A 17,580-nucleotide genomic window follows, 5' to 3' on the forward strand; every position below is an offset into this window, starting at 1 on the left:
TATCATTAATTAGTTATAAAAAATAATGAAAGTGAGGTGGAAACGATGGCGTTTGAATACTTAGCAACTTATAAAACATTTGAATCAGTAGCAGACATGGACACAGCAGTTGAGGAACACATTGCGGCTCATTACTATGATTTAACAGAATCAGAACGTGCCATCGTTTTCAAACTTGCTTCTCATAGCTTAGAGCATCCAGGAGCCTGTCATTTGAAAGCTGCCACAATTGCTGCAGCATTGGAGATCAGCACAAAGACAGTTTATCGGAGCGTTAAAAAGTTAGAGGAATTAGGCATCATCGAAAAAGTACCAGGAACGAAATTAAACGGTATTAAAGGGGCTAGTATTTATCGCATTTTACCTTATGTCCCATCGAGCGTGTCCCAACGAGATACAGCCAATGAAGCTAGTAATGACACGGTTTGCCCTCCACAATCTGAAAACCAACCATCTAGTTCTTTTAATCTTTTAAGTTCTAAACAAGCAAATAATATTATGAGTCTTGGCAATGAATTAGCTTTGCAAGCTGAAAAGAAAAAGGAGTACATGAACGAGTACCAAGTGATGCTATTTGATTTTATGCACTCACTGCCTATGAGAGATGATTTAAAAGATCAACTTCACAAATGCATATTAGCAACAAAAATGAACGATATACGTGATTTTGTGAACGCTAAGGACGTTTTAGCTAACACTATTAGCGACATTGTGAACGGTACATTAACTATCACTAGTACATTAAGAGCTGTATTTGTTGGGGCGTTTAACAAGGCTGTAGAGCGTTCTAATAAGAAGGTGACTAATTCATCATCTATAGAAGAAAAGGCAGATAGAGAGCGTCCTGTCCCTTTCTATAACTGGTTACATGAGCGTGACAAGTACCCACAATCTGTGGGTAGTAGACCAACGATTGAAAATTGGCTGGAATGGTAAAAGACCACCCATAATTGAGTGGTCTGTGCTATTATTTATCATTAATTATCGTGAATTTTAACACCAATTTAACACCAAGTGAGGTTTTTGCAATATTGTTAAATGGTTATTAAACTTTCATAAGTAGCTCTAAACCCTCGGTACATCTAAGTTAGAGTAAAAGCCGCGTATGCCGTAGTTATTATAGAAAGTTTTAAACCACCACTCCTCAAAGTGGGTGTTCGCAGAAGTTTTCCTGCTTATCCTCATGCACCGTAGTGTGAGGCCCGTCATTCCAACTCCAATAATAAAACTCCCTTTTACAGCTTAAAGGTTAAAACTTAATATTATACGAACAATGCAGCCTTTATGGATATAATAAAGCATGATCGATAAACATGCAAGTAAGATGATAATGGCAAATTAGTCAATGGGCAAGTGTTCCAAATAGCGTTATAAACATCTTGTACTACCTTCAAAAAGGTGCTGATGTTTCATATTTTTTTCACAAATGCGAACGGAAAATACGAACAACCTTTGCTAAATAAGGTCGACTATGTAAAGATAGGAGCATAAAGAGGATTTTCTTAGTAAAAATGTAAAAGGAGGAAGCAGAAATGGCAGCTTATCCAAATTGTCCAAAATGTCATTCAGAATATACATATGAGGATGGAGCAAATTATGTATGTCCAGAATGTGCGCATGAATGGAGTATGGACGCAACTGAACAGGAATCAGATACACTTATTGTAAAAGACGCAAATGGTAATCTGTTAGCTGACGGCGATTCAGTTACTGTTATTAAGGATTTAAAGGTGAAGGGCAGTTCTTCAACTTTAAAAATTGGGACAAAGGTAAAAAGTATTCGTCTAGTGGAAGGCGATCATAATATCGACTGTAAAATTGATGGCTTTGGTGCCATGAAATTAAAGTCAGAATTTGTGAAAAAGGCCTAACAAACAAAATGCACCTCAACTTTGGTAAAAAAGTTCAAAGGTGCTTTTTTGTTTATTGAAAAACCCTACGTAATAGAATGGCAAAAGCTGCGCCAATTAAAGCGAAAATGGTATGTAAAAGTGCGATGTAGCCAGCTCCAATCACAAGCGCCCCTATTTCAGTTAAAGAAAAGATTGTAATATAGAGCTCGTTATTAAGATTATTAATGATAGCCCAAACGAATACAGGCAAAGAGCTTATGATAAAAACAATCCAGATATTTTTATAGAAAAGGTAAGAAAGACAGCCGAAAAGAGCATATGAGATGACAAAGCCCTTTTGATTGCCAAGTAAGGACGAGTTAATGGCAAACATAAAGGATAATACAATAAATATGATATGAAAAAAGGAAACTGTTCTTTTCATGGGTAAGTATGCGTTCTGAGTTGATGAATTAGCTACAAGCTGCTGACATTGCTGACAAGTTGTTAGATGCTGTTCGACAAATTCTATTGTTGATGCTTGAAGCAGTTGTTTTTTATAAAGAGGTATTAAATCTTCTATAATCGAGCATTCCTGTGACAATACTTTCCCTCCATTCAATCTCTCCTCATTATACGACTTTTTACGGAAAATAAAAAAAGCCTTCCGTGAATTTTTCAATCGGAAAACTTGTACATGCACTCTATTAGTTTGATGTTAATACTTCATTTGTTAATGCTTGAATATCGATATGTGTTTTTTCCTTTACTGCGTCCTTTAAAATTTCTGTACGGAAATAATGGACGGTCGCTTCAAGTGGAATTGCCAACAGTTTTGAAAGGGCTGATTGATACATATAGACAAATTCTTTGTCAGTATTACCACGCTTTAATTCTGCGAAAGCCTCATAAAACTGGTCGAGTTTATCCGCAAATTCAAGTAGCCGACCCTCTAAAGTCTGATCCTTTCCTTCTTTCATCCGTTCAAAGAAAATAGCCTGAAATTCTTGAGGGATTTCATTGATAATGAATTTTTCCATCATCTTTTCTTCCACATGTGCGAGCATTTGCTTTAACTCTGGGCTAGCATGTTTTACTGGTGTCTTAATGTCACCAATAAACACTTCCGCAAAGTCATGATTGATTGTCTTTTCATATAAAGATTTCCAATCAACTGTTGCACCGTGCATTTCTTCTAACGTTGCGAAAAACATCGCATATTGTGACACTTTCCAAGAATGGGCTGCCACGTTGTGCTCTTCAAATTTGAAGCGACCTGGGCAACGAATAATACGCTCTAAATCATTAAGGCTTGTAAAAAATTGGTGAATACCTATAAAAATCACTCCTTTTTGTTCTATAAGTGCATGTTACTATAAACAATACCCTCTTTATACGTTTTTCAAACAATTTAACAATGATTCAGGCTGTGTTTACAAAGGATTCACAATTGCTGATAAAGTAAATTCAGCTTGAATGCTATAATGAAGGGGACTGATGAAAAGGGGAGTACACAGTATGTTTTCCATTTATACACTTCTTCTTTATATACATATTTTAAGTGCTATTCTTTCGATTGGGCCTTTGTTCGTTGTGCTAACCATTGTAAAAAAAATGCGCATAGCTTCCATGGATGACATGCCACCATATATAGAAGCCTTTAAGGGGTCCATTACGCTGGTCAAACATTCAGGGCATGTACTAGTAGCCTCTGGTATTTTGTTAATGTGGCATGCGGGCTATCATTGGAATACCTCGTGGATTGTATTAACCTTCCTCGTGATGTTTGCATCGATCGTATTTCTAGCAAGGGCGTTTAAACCGACGTTGCGTACTTTTAACACACCAGCATTTAATCATCTACAATTTGTTTCACTGTTGCATCGTAAAACCTGGATGTATATAGTATTATTGCTTATTATGCTATGGCTGATGGTAGCAAAGCCCGTTCTTTGGTAAAAAAGATAATGTCATCTGCAGAAAAAGACCTTTTCACAAGGCTGAGGTTGATTTGCGTTCCGCCAGTGTCCTTTCCAGGGGGCGTCCGATGAGCCGCTTCACTCACTTACGTTCGCTCCAAGGTCTCATCTGCGACGCTAAATCCCCTAGGAGTGACGCTGGCTTCTATCCAATCAACCATTCTACAGAAGTGTTTTTTCCTTAGCAGCAGTAGCGATCAAATAGCCCATTATTTGAATTAGGGCTTTTATTTTCAATGAGGAGAAGAGATGAGTGACGACACTCCTCACTAAGATGAGTAGTTAACACCTTCACTTTATTTGAAAAACTTTGTTAAAAGCTTTTCATAAAGATTCTATTAATTGGTTTGTTTTACAACACTATGAAAAAATCGCACCCCTTAAGGAGTGCGATTTTTTAGCTTACTAAGCGTTTAAAATAACTTTTTCGAATTAATACATAGCTAATGAGGAAAAGCACAAAGAAACAACAAGAGCTAGCCATGGAAACTTGTAAAAATGCTGTAGAAACCATTGTTTGTATAGCCAAAAGTGTAATTAGCAAGAGTGTAATAGCTATGGTGAATGGTACAAAAATAAGAATCGCCAATTCTTTAGTGATAATGGTAGCTAATTCATTTCTAGAAAGTCCTAACTTACGTATACCAATATACTTTTCCTTCTCTTGTTGTAATGTTGTTTGTAAATAGAAGTACAATATACTCATGGCTGCACTTAAGAAAATTAGACTTAACATGGAGCCGATAAAGAACATGACACTTTTAACAAACATCTCTGTGTTATATAAATCAATTTTGGATGTTACATAACGTTCTCCAGGTAAAGAGGGTAAGACACTGGTAATAGCTCTTGCCAAATCTGTATGAGCTGTCCAATCTTCCAGTTCATAGATATACGTTTTATATACAGGGTAGTCAATGGTTTTGTAAATGTCATCAGGTACAATGAAATAACTTTGTTGGAAGCCGGTAGATAGCAGATTTTGCTCATGGGTGCTGGCTAGTTTGAAAGATGTTATATACAGATCGCTGGCATTATTTGTTGTAGGCGCTACATCTCGACTGCCAGCGACGGCAATAAATTCATCTTTACTTAGTTTGTTGTCCTGATGCTGGATCAGGTTATAATCCGATAACGCCATATAGCCAATGCGTTGATCTTCGTTTGATTTAAATTCAATAAAATACCTCTCAGCTTGAACAGTTGATAAAGTATCTTCAAGATAATCAAGATCATCCTTTACCATGTTGTCATCAGCTTTTGGATCAGCAATATATTGAAAGCTATATGGATAATTTTCTTCACTAGTCTTTTTTACATTGTAATAAGAGCTAAATAAAATACTTGTACATAGAAAGACACCGCTTAATAGGATAGTAATTAGAAACAGCATATTTGCATGTGATTTCATTTTTGCATTTAAATTGGACGCCAAAAGCATATTTGTTTTTTGAAGATAGACAGGAGACTTTTCATATATTTTTAAAAACAAACGAAATCCTTGTGTAATAACTAAATAAATCGTACTAAGAATGCTAATAAAAAATAATAGATAATAAAGGACACTTAAAGTGTCTACAATGGAATGCTCGATTTTTAGCAAGTAAGCTAAAGTGGCAGACATCAAAATACTTAGTATTAATAACCCATAATGAGGCTTAATAGATTTCTCGATAACTATATCGCTTTTTAAAAGTTGGATAGACGCTTCTTTATTAATGAACCTCGTAACAACTGTCGATATTACAACAAATAAAATCAGAAATAATCCTATGGTTATGCTGATTGCTTGAAGAGGGATGTACATACCAAATGTTTCTGCCTTTAAAATGACTTTTGCACCCATTAAGAAAAGAGGTGTAATAACAAGGCCGAGAACGATAGCCGCCAGAATAGCTAAAATGCCAATCAACAGATTTTCACGGAAGACCAGCTTACGAATCTGCTTCATGGAAGCCCCAGTAATCATAAATATTCCTAAGGTCTTGGTCTTCTTACGTAAAAATGCTGTGATTGAATAGGTAATGTAAATAAAAGAGAATAAATAAACGAGCATACTAGCTAGCATTAAAGAAATTCCAAGTGTAGAGTTTGGATCTAGGCTTTTCAGATTTGGATGAAAGACGATAACAGAAAATAGAAAGAAAATAATAATAGAAAACATACTACTCAAGAAGTAAGAAACATACGTCCATTTGTCACGTAAAATATTTTGAATCACAATATGATTAAAGCTCATGCTGTCCACCACCTAGAAAAGCAAGCGTGTCCATAATTTCCTGATAAAAATGCTTGCGGTTGTTGCCTCGATGTATTTCGTTATATAATTTCCCATCTTTAATAAAAATAATGCGATTGGCAAAGCTTGCTACATAAGGATCATGTGTCACCATGAGAATAGCCGTATCAAGCTCTTGATTAATTGAGGAAAATAAGTTCATGACATCATTGACAGCCTTTGAATCCAAGTTTCCAGTAGGCTCGTCTGCTAACAATAAACTTGGCCCATGTATAACGGCACGAGCGATAGCTACTCGTTGTTTTTGTCCACCTGAAATTTCATAAATACGTTTGGACAATAGTTCCTCGATACCAAGAAATTGAGCGACATCCTTTAAACGTTGAAGCATTTTTGAAGCAGGTATGCTATCTAATGTTAATGGCAATAAAATATTTTCTTTCACTGTTAATGTATGCACAAGATTAAAATCCTGAAATACAAAACCTAGTTCAGAGCGTCTAAATTTGGCGAGCTCCTCATCATTTAATGCGTAAGGATTATGATTGTTTATGAAGATATCGCCAGCGGTAGGACGATCAATAGTGGATACACTATTTAAAAATGTTGTTTTCCCACTACCTGAAGGTCCCATGAAAGCTACAAATTCCTGTTGCTGTAGCTGAAAATCGATACCGTTTAACGCTTTATAGGTGATCTCACCGATGTATTCCTTGTGCAAATTGGTTACTTGTAGTATTGTGTTCCCCAAATTAAAACAACTCCTTTATGCTCATTAGATAACTTTAGTATAGAAAAGGAGCGGCACATAACCTATTTCTCTTGATGACGTGAAGATGACAACTTTGTCATCTTCATTTTTTAAGACTATTTGAAAAATTAATGGAAAAAGTAGTGACATGCTCAGAAGATTGTAAAGTGAAGGGGTGCTCTAGTGTAGTTAAAATCTTTTTCACTAAATATAAGCCTATACCTGTTGCTTCACCACTCGTTCGCCCCTTCATACCTGTATAAAATAAATCAAAGACTCGTGCTATTTCACTAGTAGGGATCGTCTCACCAAGATTTTTTATGTGCAAAGCCGTGTTGTCATAATGGATATGAATGGTGCTTGCCATTTCACTATATTTAATGGCGTTATTTAATACTTGATAAAGTACAATTTTTAACCACTTTCGATCTGAATAAATGATTTGGTCTTCAGCGAACGTCAGCTTTGGAAAAACTTCTCTTATGATAAAGAAATCCTTCAAATCATTGATGACTTCTTGCACGAGTCCTTTTAAAATAATAGGTTCAATTTTTAAATCAGCTACTAAATGAGATGTGCGCTCATACGTTAATAACTGATTGAGGGTAAATGTCAATTTATTGCACTCTTTATTGATGGTATACCATTGCTGCAATTCGTCAGTGGTCTTGTTGGGTGTAGCTTGAACGATTAATTGAATAACAGATAAAGGTGTCTTCATTTGATGTGCAAAATGTGATAGAACTAGTTGCTTCTCATGTGCTTGTTCTTCCAATCTTTGCTGTTGGGTTAAAAATAAATACTGTATTTGCCTTAGTTTTTCACTATAGTATTGCTCAATAGCTGCACGTGGTTCAAATAAATGAAGATCATCCTGTGTGTTGATATTTTTTTGTAAATGATGATAAAACTTTCTTCTTCGATAATAACGACCAAGCAGCCACAGAATAAATAGAAAGCTGACAAGAAAAATAAAGTAGGCATAGTGTGAGGATAGGTCATCTAATACATTAATTATCCAAGGTAATAGGAGGAAGCTTATGCTATAGAGAATAATGATACTAAGATGATCTCGAAAGAATAGCTTCATTCACTTTCCTCCACTAATTGATATCCAAGACCACGGATCGTTTTAATCTCAAGTTTAGAGTGTACGGCTTCCAATTTTCTACGTAATCGACCAATATTCACAGACAAAGTATTTTCCTCAACAAAGGTTTCATCATCCCAAATAGCACTTAAAAGCTTTTGACGCGGCACTACATTAGGGTAAGCTTCGAATAATAACTTACTAAGCTGCATTTCTTTTAGCGTTAACAGGCTCTCTTTGGCTTTTGTTTGAAGACGAACTGTATCTGGATTTAATGTAGTATTGGCTATAGTTATGGTTGTTGTCTCGGTAAAAGCATATTCACCATAGGTACGCCGAAGTAGTCCATTTACTTTTGCCATGAGGACATCCAATGAAAAGGGCTTTGTGATAAAATCATCGGCACCATTTTCAATTCCATATACTTGATCAATATCATTTACTCTGGCAGAGACAATGATGATGGGACATGTTGAGAGTTGACGGATTTTCCGTGACCAAAAATAGCCATCGTAAGTCGGGAGATTGATATCCATAATGACCAGGTGTGGTTGTATAGTATTAAATTCTTCAATAATGTGTGGAAATTGTTGTACAGTAAAACATTCAAACTGATACTTAGCTAAGTGCTCGACAATCAGTGAAGCTATATTTGCATCGTCTTCTATTATGTATATTTTGTACATACCTATCGATCCTTCCTTTATTCTATATGTATACTGTACCCTCATTTCGAAAAATCTATATGTAATTGGAAACTTGAGAAAAGAGTCACTACAAAAATGGCGTTGTAATGACTCCGGTTTTTAATCTTTAGGTATATGGAAAGTAACATTTGTACCTTGGTTTATAGTACTTTGAATTTGTAATTGTTGGCCATAAATTCTTTTAAGTCGTAGATTTGTATTTCTTATCCCTATACCTATACCAGAGCTTGTCCCATTGTAATCTTCTTGCAATTCCTCTAATAGAGTGGGGCTAATTCCCACACCATCATCTATTACGCTAATGGATACATAAGTTGTGAAATCTTTAATACGAATACAAACAGTACCGCCTTCTTCTTTCTTTAATATACCGTGTCGAATGGCATTTTCAACTAACGTTTGTAAAGAAATTGGAGGAATTTCAATTTGTATCGTTTCATCAATATCCCATTCAATCTGAATTAATTCTCCAAATCGCTGCTGTTTAATGTAAAGATACGAACGAACTAAATCGAGCTCATGCTGTAGTGGTACTACTCTTTGAAGATTTCTGACATCGAAGCTGGCATGTAAATATTCACCAAAGTGATGCATTAAATCGATCATTCTATCTGTATCAATCGTACTAAGTGAGGCAATGGTATTAAGTGTATTAAATAAGAAGTGTGGTTGGATTTGAGATTGCAGCCAAGCACTTTCTAAATGTAGACGTTGTTGAATACTATATTTTAAATCAATTAAAGCTCGACTTCTTACTTTTAGCTCTAATGCATTAATAGGTTTTGTTACATAATCATTAGCACCATAGGCAAAGCCTGTATAAACATCTTCAGGGTGCTTTCTTATCGTCAATAATAAGATAGGTAATTCCAGCAATGAGTATTGTTTTCGTATTTTTTGAATTACAGCATAGCCTGAAATATACGGAAGCATTGCATCAACAATTACTAAATCCCATGATTCTTGCCGAATCAGAGCTAGAGCTTTCTCACTGGTTGTAACAGTAGTAATTTCGTATTCAGAGATCGAAAATATACTTTTCATCGTTGCTAAATTCATAGGGTCATCATCAATCATTAAGATCCTGAAATGCTTATCTGACACCATGGATAACTCTTGTTCATTTGTGGATAGCTGAGTTTTAGCTTGTGCATTAAAGGTTGCGTATTCCTTATTTTGTCTACTTTCATCTGCAAGAGGTAATGTAAAATAAACATTCGATCCTTTGTTAGGAATAGATTGTATATTTAACGTACCTCCATGTAATTCAATCAGTTTTTTTGAAATAAGTAGGCCAATACCAATGCCTTCATCATATTCTTGGCCCTGTTCATAGGGCGAATACAAAAGACTTTGTACAAAATTGTCCATGCCTTGTCCAGTATCACGAATGTGGATAATAGCCATATGCTGTTCTTCACGAGCAATAATTTCTATAGAGCCTTCACCTGTATACTTTAGGGCATTATGCAAAATGTTAAATAGGATTTGAATAAGGCGATTTTCGTCGGCTAATACATTTGGGAAACTTGGAGGTACTAAAGATACCATATGTATTTGTTTACCATTTGCAATAAAGCGGAGGATATCGAAAACTCCATAAACAGCACCTTGAAGATTTACACTTTGTGTATGGAGATGTAAATCTCCTTCTTTTAAACGAGTAAAATCCAGTATGTTGTTTAACGTAAAGGACATACTTCTACCTATATCGATAAGGTGTTTAAGATTTTTTTCATCTTCAGTAACAAGTTTGTTATGTGGGTTGTCATAAATGGATTGACCTAGGGTAATCATCCTATTCATTGGACTCCAAAGTTTTTCTGCATTACTTGTAAGGAATTCATCTTTTAAAGCATCCTCGTGTTGTAGTTTAGTCACTAATTTTTGAATTTGCTGAGAGTTCTCATGAAAACGTTTGAACCAATAGCTAGAAAAACCAAGCATGATAAATAAATAATCGAATGGATAAACGGGAATATCGAATACGTAAACAGATTTAATGAAACCCCATATAATACCATTTGTGGTGCCGATAGCTGTTAGTGCAATAAAAGCAGAGCTCCTTTTTTGGTTTTCTAAATACTCTCTAAGAGCCAGTACCACTACGTAAAGAAAGGATACTAGATAAAGTACGAAGAAAATATTCTTCGTAGGTATCAGCCATGTCATTGGTAAAACAATCGTGAGTATTGCATTTAAAACATAACAAGCAAAAATCCATTGAAATGTTTTAGTGTTGTGATATTTGACTAAGAGGACTCTCATAAACTGAACAAAGAAAAAGGAGGCTCCTAGAAAAATAATAGTAGAAAGCTTATAGGACCATACATAATTCAGATGCAACCAATCCAGTAGGGAGCGATCAAACGTAATTAATTCATCTGCTAAAGGCAAAAGAAAGCCAAATGTGAAAAGTAAAACGATAGATTTTCGATAGATGAACAAATATACAAGTATGCTAAAAAGAGAGAATATGATTAGCATAACTACAATAGTTGAAAGAGATAGCCCTACAATTAATTGATGATGCGTCATCGCTGACGCAGTGCCAAATAAAATCCTTTTATTAATAATAGGACTTGTAGGTGTATCAAAATTAGATACATGAAGTATGAGATTAATTTCAGATTGTGTATTAGTAAAATAAACAGTATAAGGTGCAGCTTGACCTTCATGGTCTTCTGCATTATCTGCTACTTTGCCTGATTTTCCTACTAGCTTTCCATTTATATATAAGGTTGATGCAGTTGAGATAGCAGGTATACGAATGGCATATCGATCATTATCTAAATTGTTTGGTAGCAGAATTTTTAACTGATAAGTGCCATAGGGTTGAGTCGTTCGCTCATCTTTTGACGCAGGAATATTTTGGGTATTATACGTATTGCTATGACTCTCTTTGTTACCCCCCTTATTTTCAGAATTCACAAATTGTCCAGGATAATAAATCCATCCTCCATCCAAGGAAATAACTTCTTCTTCCGATGTAGTCAAATTGTTTATGTGGACCACACCATCTTTGGCACTAGGTTGATGTGTAGAGGGGAGGAAATAGTTTAACCATAATAACCTTAGAAAAGTAAGGACTATAAAAATGGCAATTATAATAAGTAGATGTTGGGTAGAAGCTTTTCTCAACACAGCAATTTTTCCCTCCTAATAATCTCTATCTACCATGCCACGAAATTGGAAAAAAGAAAATATAATGGATAATAAAAGAATGCTTTAAGCCTATATAAATAGAACAATTTGGAGTTAGTAGTACTATCGATTTTTTCCTTTTAAATTGAAGGAGGAAAAAATCATTAGTGTTTAAGTTTTCTTTAAGAGGTTTGACGTATGATGATTGAATAAGTATATATCAAAATTTAAACATAGATAAGATTAACGAAAAAACATCTCAATGGGAGAAATGATCTATTGTGGGTAAATTCAAGTTAAAGTTATCGTTTCTTATTATTAGTATGACAACTATTGTTGTCCTCATGACATCTAGTATTAGTATTTGGAGTAGCTATCGTAATTTCAATGAAATTTTGAAGGAACATAAAACAAATATACAAGAAACTTATGTAATGGAAGTCTCGACAATTACGGAAAGCTATTTACAAGATGCTAAGACAGATGACCATTCATTAAAGCTGTATACGCAACAAATGGTTGATACTTTACTTGATGAAAGAATAGTGTCCTTCAATTTGTTTTTTAAAAAAGTCCTAGGCCCAATCATAATAGTTATAGCGACTATAATGGGATTTGCTATTTGGTTTGCTATTAAAATTACACAGCCTCTCAAAGAGCTATCGAAAAGAATTGAAGTAGATGAAGGAGCACAAGGGATTGAGGAAATTGCTGATTGGTATGATGAGGTAAAATTATTGAAAAAGAATATTCAAAATATGATGATCTGTTCGGAAAGTAAAATCAATGACTTAACAGAGCAGTTGAACTTAGATTCATTAACAGGGATTCTTAATCGCAGAAGAATGGATCAAATTTTACACAAATTAATTATTGATAAGGTTCCTCATGCCATTATCTTAATAGATCTAGATGATTTTAAAAGTATAAATGATACATATGGTCATACTGTAGGAGATGAAGTTTTAAAAGCCTTTGCGATTACTATGCAGAGCAGTGTCGGGGAACTGGGGTTATGCTTTAGATTTGGCGGCGAAGAATTTATGGTCATCTTACCTTCGATGAATATAGAGGATGCAGTCCAACTAGCGGAAAGTCTCCGAATTAAACAAGCTTTACAAGAAACTGTGTGTGGAAGACCTGTGACAATGTCTGCTGGAATTACGGCTTTTACACCAAATGTCCAAAGTCCCAATCAACTGATAGAAATTGCAGATCATGCTTTGTATAAGGCTAAAAAATCTGGAAGAAACTGTTTATGTGTTGTAAGTAATATGAGACAAATGATTGTTAAATAATTAAACTATATAAGCATGCTAGCACTGGACGCTAGCATGTTTTTTCATGTCCTTAGGGGTAAACGCTTGTTTTCATGCTCTTTTTCATGTGCATGTAAGACGTTTTGAAAAAGTTCTGTGGTTTCCTGAGATGGTGACACATTTAATTCTGTTAATAGAAGGCTATTAAAAGAATGGTATATTTTTATAGCTTCTGCGCGATTTCCAATTTCAGTATAATGTTGGATTAATTGTTGCACGATTTTGTCGGAATACGGATTAAACTCTAAAGCAAATAACAATGAACGCTCTCTGTTTTTAAGGTTCTGATTTTTAGAGTAATAAAGTATCAATTCATCAAGTAGTTGACTAAATTGTTTATTCATCAAATTTGCTTTACTAGTAGTCCATGCATAGTCCATTGTTGCCATAAATTCACCATGGTAATTTTGGATGAGTTCCTCAGCTTTTTCAATATTTAATCGTCCTGTTTCAGCTTTGGTATTTAAGATATCCTCCAAATCAAAGGCATCACATTGAAAATCGTTTAGTTTCAAAATATAGCAGCCATTTGCATATTCAATGACATCCGTGTAGCCATAAGATGAAAGTGTTGTACGTAAGTAGGAGACAGTAGTATGCAATTGTACTCTGGCTTTTTTTACATCCGTATCACTCCAAAGTGAATCTAAAATGTTATCACGAGGTACGGGCATATGAAGCTGTAAAAATAGAAAGGCAAACAATTCTTTGCTTTTAATTGTTCTCCAATGAATTACTTTTTCATCAAAAGAAACGACAAACTCTCCAAAGCATCTGATTTGAAGCATAGGCTTTTGATGCGTTCGAGTTTTCTCCGATGATAGATTTTTTTGGAATAGCTTTTGTATTCTGTTAATGGTTATCTCTAAACGAGATTTTGAAACTGGCTTTAATAAATAATCAAGTGATTGTACATCAAATGCCTGAACAGCATAGTCTCGATAGGCAGTTACGAAAATGATACAGATATTTTTATCCCATGTTTTTAACAGTTGTGCTACTTCTAATCCGCTCATACCTGGCATTTCAACGTCTAAAAATGCTACTTGAAAGTCTAAGGTAGGTCCTTCTTTCAATACATCCTTTGCAGTAGTAAAAGTTCGAATGACCTCTATGTTATCAAATTCATTTAAATGTTTTTTCATACTAACCAGAGCTAATGGCTCATCGTCCACGATAATTACCCGAATCACATAAGGAACCTCCTTTCGATAAATATGGCTGTATGATCAGATTGAGATATCTATTATGGATCCTTTATATGGGTGAGTAGGAGCTGTTTGTTGCTGAGGTAGTTCTTTCAGTAATTCAATTGCTGTAGTTGTGTTTAAACTAAGAGCATTTTGCATGACACTCATCTGTACTGTTTGTTGGAGTTCCATCAGCTGGGATGACATAAGTGAATTTACTTCCATTTTTAAATTCCCTCCTTTTCTTTTTTTATCGGCTAAATATAGCAAATATCTAATATAAAAAAGACCTAAACAGACCTACTAAATTATAGTTTATACGCAATAAATTGATTAAATTACTAAAAAATTAATTGAAATTGTATATTTTTCCGTTTTTATAGTAATAATTCCTAATATCAGGCAGCTAGTCCTGAGTTATTAATTTGCAAACTTATGGTTGCTTACATAATAGAGCTTTTAACTCTAGTGTGCTAGCAACAGATTTGCAACAAATAATAAAATGATGGAGGTATTACTAAACATGAAGAAAAGAGCATTAGCTTTAGCGGTAGTATTGACATTTGGTGTGAGTCTCTATGCTAGTCCTTCCTTTGCTAAGGACAAATCGCCAGGCAATTTACTATGGGCACTCCCGCAAATTTATAATTTAACAGTAGGTGAGTTCCAGCAATTAAATGAAAAGGATTCATTATGGTTTTACCCAGAGCAAGACTTAGTGAAAGACACGTCAAAAGCAGAAGAACCATTGGGGGATGAATATGTCATCAAAGGTGGGGATACTTTATTTTCAATAGCTCGTATTAATAATGTAACTGTAGATGATTTGAAGAAATGGAATCACCTTGCGTCAGATTTGATTTTAGCTGGTGAATCGATAGCTATTAAAGCTTCAGCTGCAAAACCAAAACCAAAAACTTCCGGGGGGATTGCAACAGCTACTAAGCCTGCTGCACCTGCCAAAACAAAACCAGCAAGTGCTCCAGCAACTGTCTCTGGTAAAACATTAACAATGCGTGCGACTGCGTATACAGCCTATTGTGAAGGCTGTTCAGGAATTACAGCAAATGGAACAGATATAAGGTCTAATCCTAATTTAAAGGTAATCGCTGTAGATCCACGGGTTATTCCACTCGGTACGAAGGTTTGGGTGGAAGGTTATGGTGAAGCAATCGCTGCTGATACAGGGGGAGCTATTAAAGGAAATAAAATCGATGTATTTATTCCTACTGAAGGACAAGCACTTCAGTGGGGTGTCAAAACAGTAACGGTAAAAATCTTAAATTAATTATGAAAGGGGTTTCTCGAACTTTGGGAAATCCCTTTTATTTTGGTTGAGTTTCCTATTCAGGCTCAAATGATATAGGAGCCATTATAGAATCGTAAATGATTAATTGTGCATAAGTACTGAAGAAATTGGAAATCATCAGAAAGAGAGGAGGTATTTTTATGAAAAAAATAAGCTTAATGAGTCTTTCTTTACTAATTTTTGTTGCGGGTTGCAGTTTTTTTGATAAGAAAGAGGAGAAAGTAGCTGTCAATGCATCTACCCCTTTAACAGCTACTGCAAAAGTAATTGGTGCAAATAATGAAAGCTATGGCAATGCATATCTTCAAGAGGAAGATAATGGGGTTATGATGACGCTCGCATTAACAGGCTTACCACCAGGCACACATGGTATCCATATTCATGAAGTAGGAAAGTGTGAACCACCTAAATTTGAATCAGCTGGTGCCCACTTTAATCCAACAAACAAGGAACATGGTAAATTAAATCCTAATGGTTATCATTTAGGGGACTTACCAAATTTGGAAATTGGTGAAGATGGCAATGTGGATCTTAATTTTTTAGCTGAGGGGTTAACTTTACAAAAAGATCAACCAAATTCGCTATTAGATAGTGATGGAAGTGCTATTGTCATTCATGAATCAGCGGATGATTATAAAACAGATCCTGCTGGTAATTCAGGAGCTAGAATAGCCTGTGGAGCCATTCAATAGAATAAAATGCATGACTGTATCTGTTTATTTCAGATGCAGTTTTTTTATATTCTATTCAGTTAGAATGTCTATTTTATTTTTTTAGAAAAGTAAATTAGGAGTTTATTTCAAATATAAAAGGGGTAATTAAATAAAGCTATAGTAATGTAAATTAATGGATTTAAAGTGGTTTTGTATAATTATAAAAGTCTGAATTTACTATAAATTAATTGACATTATTATACTAAGTTTGATAATTTTAAATAGATTCTTAAAAATAACCAAAGGGGGAAGGTTACTATGAGGAAGAAACAATTTAATTTATTAATGCTATTAAGTATCCTTGCGCTTATGATTTTAGCTGCATGTGGATCAGATAGTGGAAGTGGTTCGAAGGACACTGGAGATGACTCCGAATCAACTGAAAAACCTAAGTTTTTAAGTTTACTAACAGGTGGCACACAAGGTACTTACTATGCTCTTGGAGGTACATTTGCTGATTTAATAACTACTGATACAGGCATTAAAACAACTGCTGAAGTATCTCAGGCATCTGCTGCCAATATGACTGCTTTACAAGAAGGAAAAGGTGAAATTGCATTTGTTCAAACAGATATTGCTTATTATGCTACTGAAGGTAAGCTGATGTTTGATGGCAATAAAATTGATACAATTTCAGCTTTAGGTGCGCTTTATCCAGAAACGGTTCAACTCGTTACAACTGAAGCTTCGGGTATTAAAACGTATGCAGATTTAAAAGGTAAAAAAGTATCAGTGGGTGCTCCAGGCTCGGGTACTTACGCAAATGCTGAACAATTACTTGAAATCAATGGCTTAACGATGGATGATATCAAGGCACAAAACCTTGATTTTGGTGAATCAACAGATGGTCTTCAATCAGGTCAAATTGATGCAGCATTTATTACAGCAGGTACGCCAACAGGTGCTGTTGAAGCATTAAATGCTACAACGAAAGTGAATATTATCGGTTTAGATGCGGGTAAAGCAGATGAAATAATTGCTAAATACCCTTACTATGCAAAAGACACAGTAAAAGCTGGTACTTATGGTATTGCAAACGATGTGGAGACAGTTTCAGTTCTAGCTATGCTAGCGGTGAAAAAGGATCTTCCGGAAGATGTTGTTTATTCAATGACAAAAGCTATTTATGATAACACGGGTAAAATTTCCCATGCAAAAGGGGAATTCATAAAAGCAGAAACAGGTTTAGATGGTATTAGTATTGACATTCATCCAGGTGCACAAAAATACTTTAATGAAAAGAAATAGTGTGAATAGTGCTTGAAACTTTCTAAAAAATACGAAGGGGCTCGTTGCATAAAGCTTCG

Annotated in this window: 16 protein-coding genes and 1 other RNA gene; 7 read left to right on the forward strand and 10 right to left on the reverse strand. The window is 35.0% G+C overall.

Annotation, left to right across the window (positions count from 1 at the left end):
• Positions 1–45 precede the first annotated feature (45 nt).
• Complete coding sequence (locus tag MKY76_RS02170; protein WP_112117179.1) at positions 46–936, forward strand: helix-turn-helix domain-containing protein; 891 nt, start codon at positions 46–48, stop codon at positions 934–936.
• A gap of 156 nt (positions 937–1,092) precedes the next feature.
• Here the strand turns inward: MKY76_RS02170 and ssrS are convergent.
• Positions 1,093–1,285: non-coding RNA, 6S RNA (gene ssrS / locus MKY76_RS02175), on the reverse strand.
• 247 nt (positions 1,286–1,532) lie between these two features.
• Between ssrS and MKY76_RS02180 the strand changes: the two genes are divergently transcribed.
• Positions 1,533–1,871, forward strand: coding sequence for a zinc ribbon domain-containing protein YjdM (locus MKY76_RS02180; RefSeq protein ID WP_342557361.1), 339 nt, complete (start codon positions 1,533–1,535; stop codon positions 1,869–1,871).
• A 52-nt stretch (positions 1,872–1,923) separates the two neighbouring features.
• Here the strand turns inward: MKY76_RS02180 and MKY76_RS02185 are convergent, their stop codons facing one another.
• Together MKY76_RS02185 and MKY76_RS02190 are read right to left on the reverse strand one after the other, a co-directional pair.
• A complete protein-coding gene (locus MKY76_RS02185; RefSeq protein ID WP_048393231.1) occupies positions 1,924–2,436 on the reverse strand; it encodes a zf-HC2 domain-containing protein in 513 nt (170 codons plus the stop codon).
• A gap of 103 nt (positions 2,437–2,539) precedes the next feature.
• Positions 2,540–3,178: a YfbR-like 5'-deoxynucleotidase gene (locus MKY76_RS02190; RefSeq protein ID WP_081010946.1), complete on the reverse strand. Its 639-nt coding sequence runs from the start codon at positions 3,176–3,178 to the stop codon at positions 2,540–2,542.
• A 172-nt stretch (positions 3,179–3,350) separates the two neighbouring features.
• Between MKY76_RS02190 and MKY76_RS02195 the strand changes: the two genes are divergently transcribed.
• Positions 3,351–3,791 (forward strand): hypothetical protein, encoded by a 441-nt coding sequence (locus MKY76_RS02195; RefSeq protein ID WP_112117181.1) that lies wholly within the window; start codon positions 3,351–3,353, stop codon positions 3,789–3,791.
• Between the two features lie 417 nt (positions 3,792–4,208).
• On the opposite strand, the gene MKY76_RS02200 is transcribed toward MKY76_RS02195, so the two are convergent.
• From MKY76_RS02200 to MKY76_RS02220, 5 genes are all read right to left on the reverse strand, one after another.
• Positions 4,209–6,050, reverse strand: coding sequence for an ABC transporter permease (locus MKY76_RS02200; RefSeq protein WP_342557362.1), 1,842 nt, complete (start codon positions 6,048–6,050; stop codon positions 4,209–4,211).
• Positions 6,040–6,801: an ABC transporter ATP-binding protein gene (locus MKY76_RS02205; RefSeq protein ID WP_342557363.1), complete on the reverse strand. Its 762-nt coding sequence runs from the start codon at positions 6,799–6,801 to the stop codon at positions 6,040–6,042. Before MKY76_RS02205 ends, MKY76_RS02200 begins: the two co-directional genes overlap by 11 nt.
• A gap of 103 nt (positions 6,802–6,904) precedes the next feature.
• On the reverse strand, positions 6,905–7,891 hold the full coding sequence (locus MKY76_RS02210) for a HAMP domain-containing sensor histidine kinase (RefSeq protein ID WP_342557364.1): 987 nt from the start codon (positions 7,889–7,891) through the stop codon (positions 6,905–6,907).
• Positions 7,888–8,577, reverse strand: a complete 690-nt coding sequence (locus MKY76_RS02215) for a response regulator transcription factor (protein WP_259949243.1) — start codon at positions 8,575–8,577, stop codon at positions 7,888–7,890. Before MKY76_RS02215 ends, MKY76_RS02210 begins: the two co-directional genes overlap by 4 nt.
• A 120-nt stretch (positions 8,578–8,697) precedes the next feature.
• Complete coding sequence (locus tag MKY76_RS02220) at positions 8,698–11,565, reverse strand: ATP-binding protein (RefSeq protein ID WP_342557365.1); 2,868 nt, start codon at positions 11,563–11,565, stop codon at positions 8,698–8,700.
• A 458-nt stretch (positions 11,566–12,023) separates the two neighbouring features.
• Here MKY76_RS02220 and MKY76_RS02225 point away from each other — a divergent pair, with 458 nt between their 5' ends.
• A complete protein-coding gene (locus MKY76_RS02225) occupies positions 12,024–13,040 on the forward strand; it encodes a GGDEF domain-containing protein (RefSeq protein ID WP_342557366.1) in 1,017 nt (338 codons plus the stop codon).
• A 44-nt stretch (positions 13,041–13,084) separates the two neighbouring features.
• Here the strand turns inward: MKY76_RS02225 and MKY76_RS02230 are convergent, their stop codons facing one another.
• Positions 13,085–14,254 carry a response regulator gene (locus tag MKY76_RS02230; RefSeq protein ID WP_066038420.1) on the reverse strand — a complete coding sequence of 390 codons (1,170 nt, stop codon included), beginning with the start codon at positions 14,252–14,254 and terminating at the stop codon, positions 13,085–13,087.
• A 36-nt stretch (positions 14,255–14,290) separates the two neighbouring features.
• Positions 14,291–14,476 carry a putative motility protein gene (locus MKY76_RS02235; RefSeq protein ID WP_257961692.1) on the reverse strand — a complete coding sequence of 62 codons (186 nt, stop codon included), beginning with the start codon at positions 14,474–14,476 and terminating at the stop codon, positions 14,291–14,293.
• Between the two features lie 298 nt (positions 14,477–14,774).
• Between MKY76_RS02235 and MKY76_RS02240 the strand changes: the two genes are divergently transcribed.
• The 3 genes from MKY76_RS02240 to MKY76_RS02250 all read left to right on the forward strand — a co-directional run bounded on the left by MKY76_RS02240 (position 14,775) and on the right by MKY76_RS02250 (position 17,521).
• Positions 14,775–15,539 (forward strand): 3D domain-containing protein, encoded by a 765-nt coding sequence (locus tag MKY76_RS02240; RefSeq protein ID WP_257961691.1) that lies wholly within the window; start codon positions 14,775–14,777, stop codon positions 15,537–15,539.
• Positions 15,540–15,700: 161 nt separating this feature from the next.
• The gene (locus tag MKY76_RS02245; protein ID WP_054549059.1) at positions 15,701–16,252 is read left to right on the forward strand and encodes a superoxide dismutase family protein; all 552 of its coding nucleotides are present in this window, start codon (positions 15,701–15,703) and stop codon (positions 16,250–16,252) included.
• 279 nt (positions 16,253–16,531) lie between these two features.
• A complete protein-coding gene (locus tag MKY76_RS02250) occupies positions 16,532–17,521 on the forward strand; it encodes a TAXI family TRAP transporter solute-binding subunit (protein ID WP_048393251.1) in 990 nt (329 codons plus the stop codon).
• Positions 17,522–17,580 lie beyond the last annotated feature (59 nt).

The sequence above is a fragment of the Lysinibacillus sp. FSL P4-0201 genome (genome assembly GCF_038593425.1).
GTDB lineage: Bacteria > Bacillota > Bacilli > Bacillales_A > Planococcaceae > Lysinibacillus > Lysinibacillus capsici.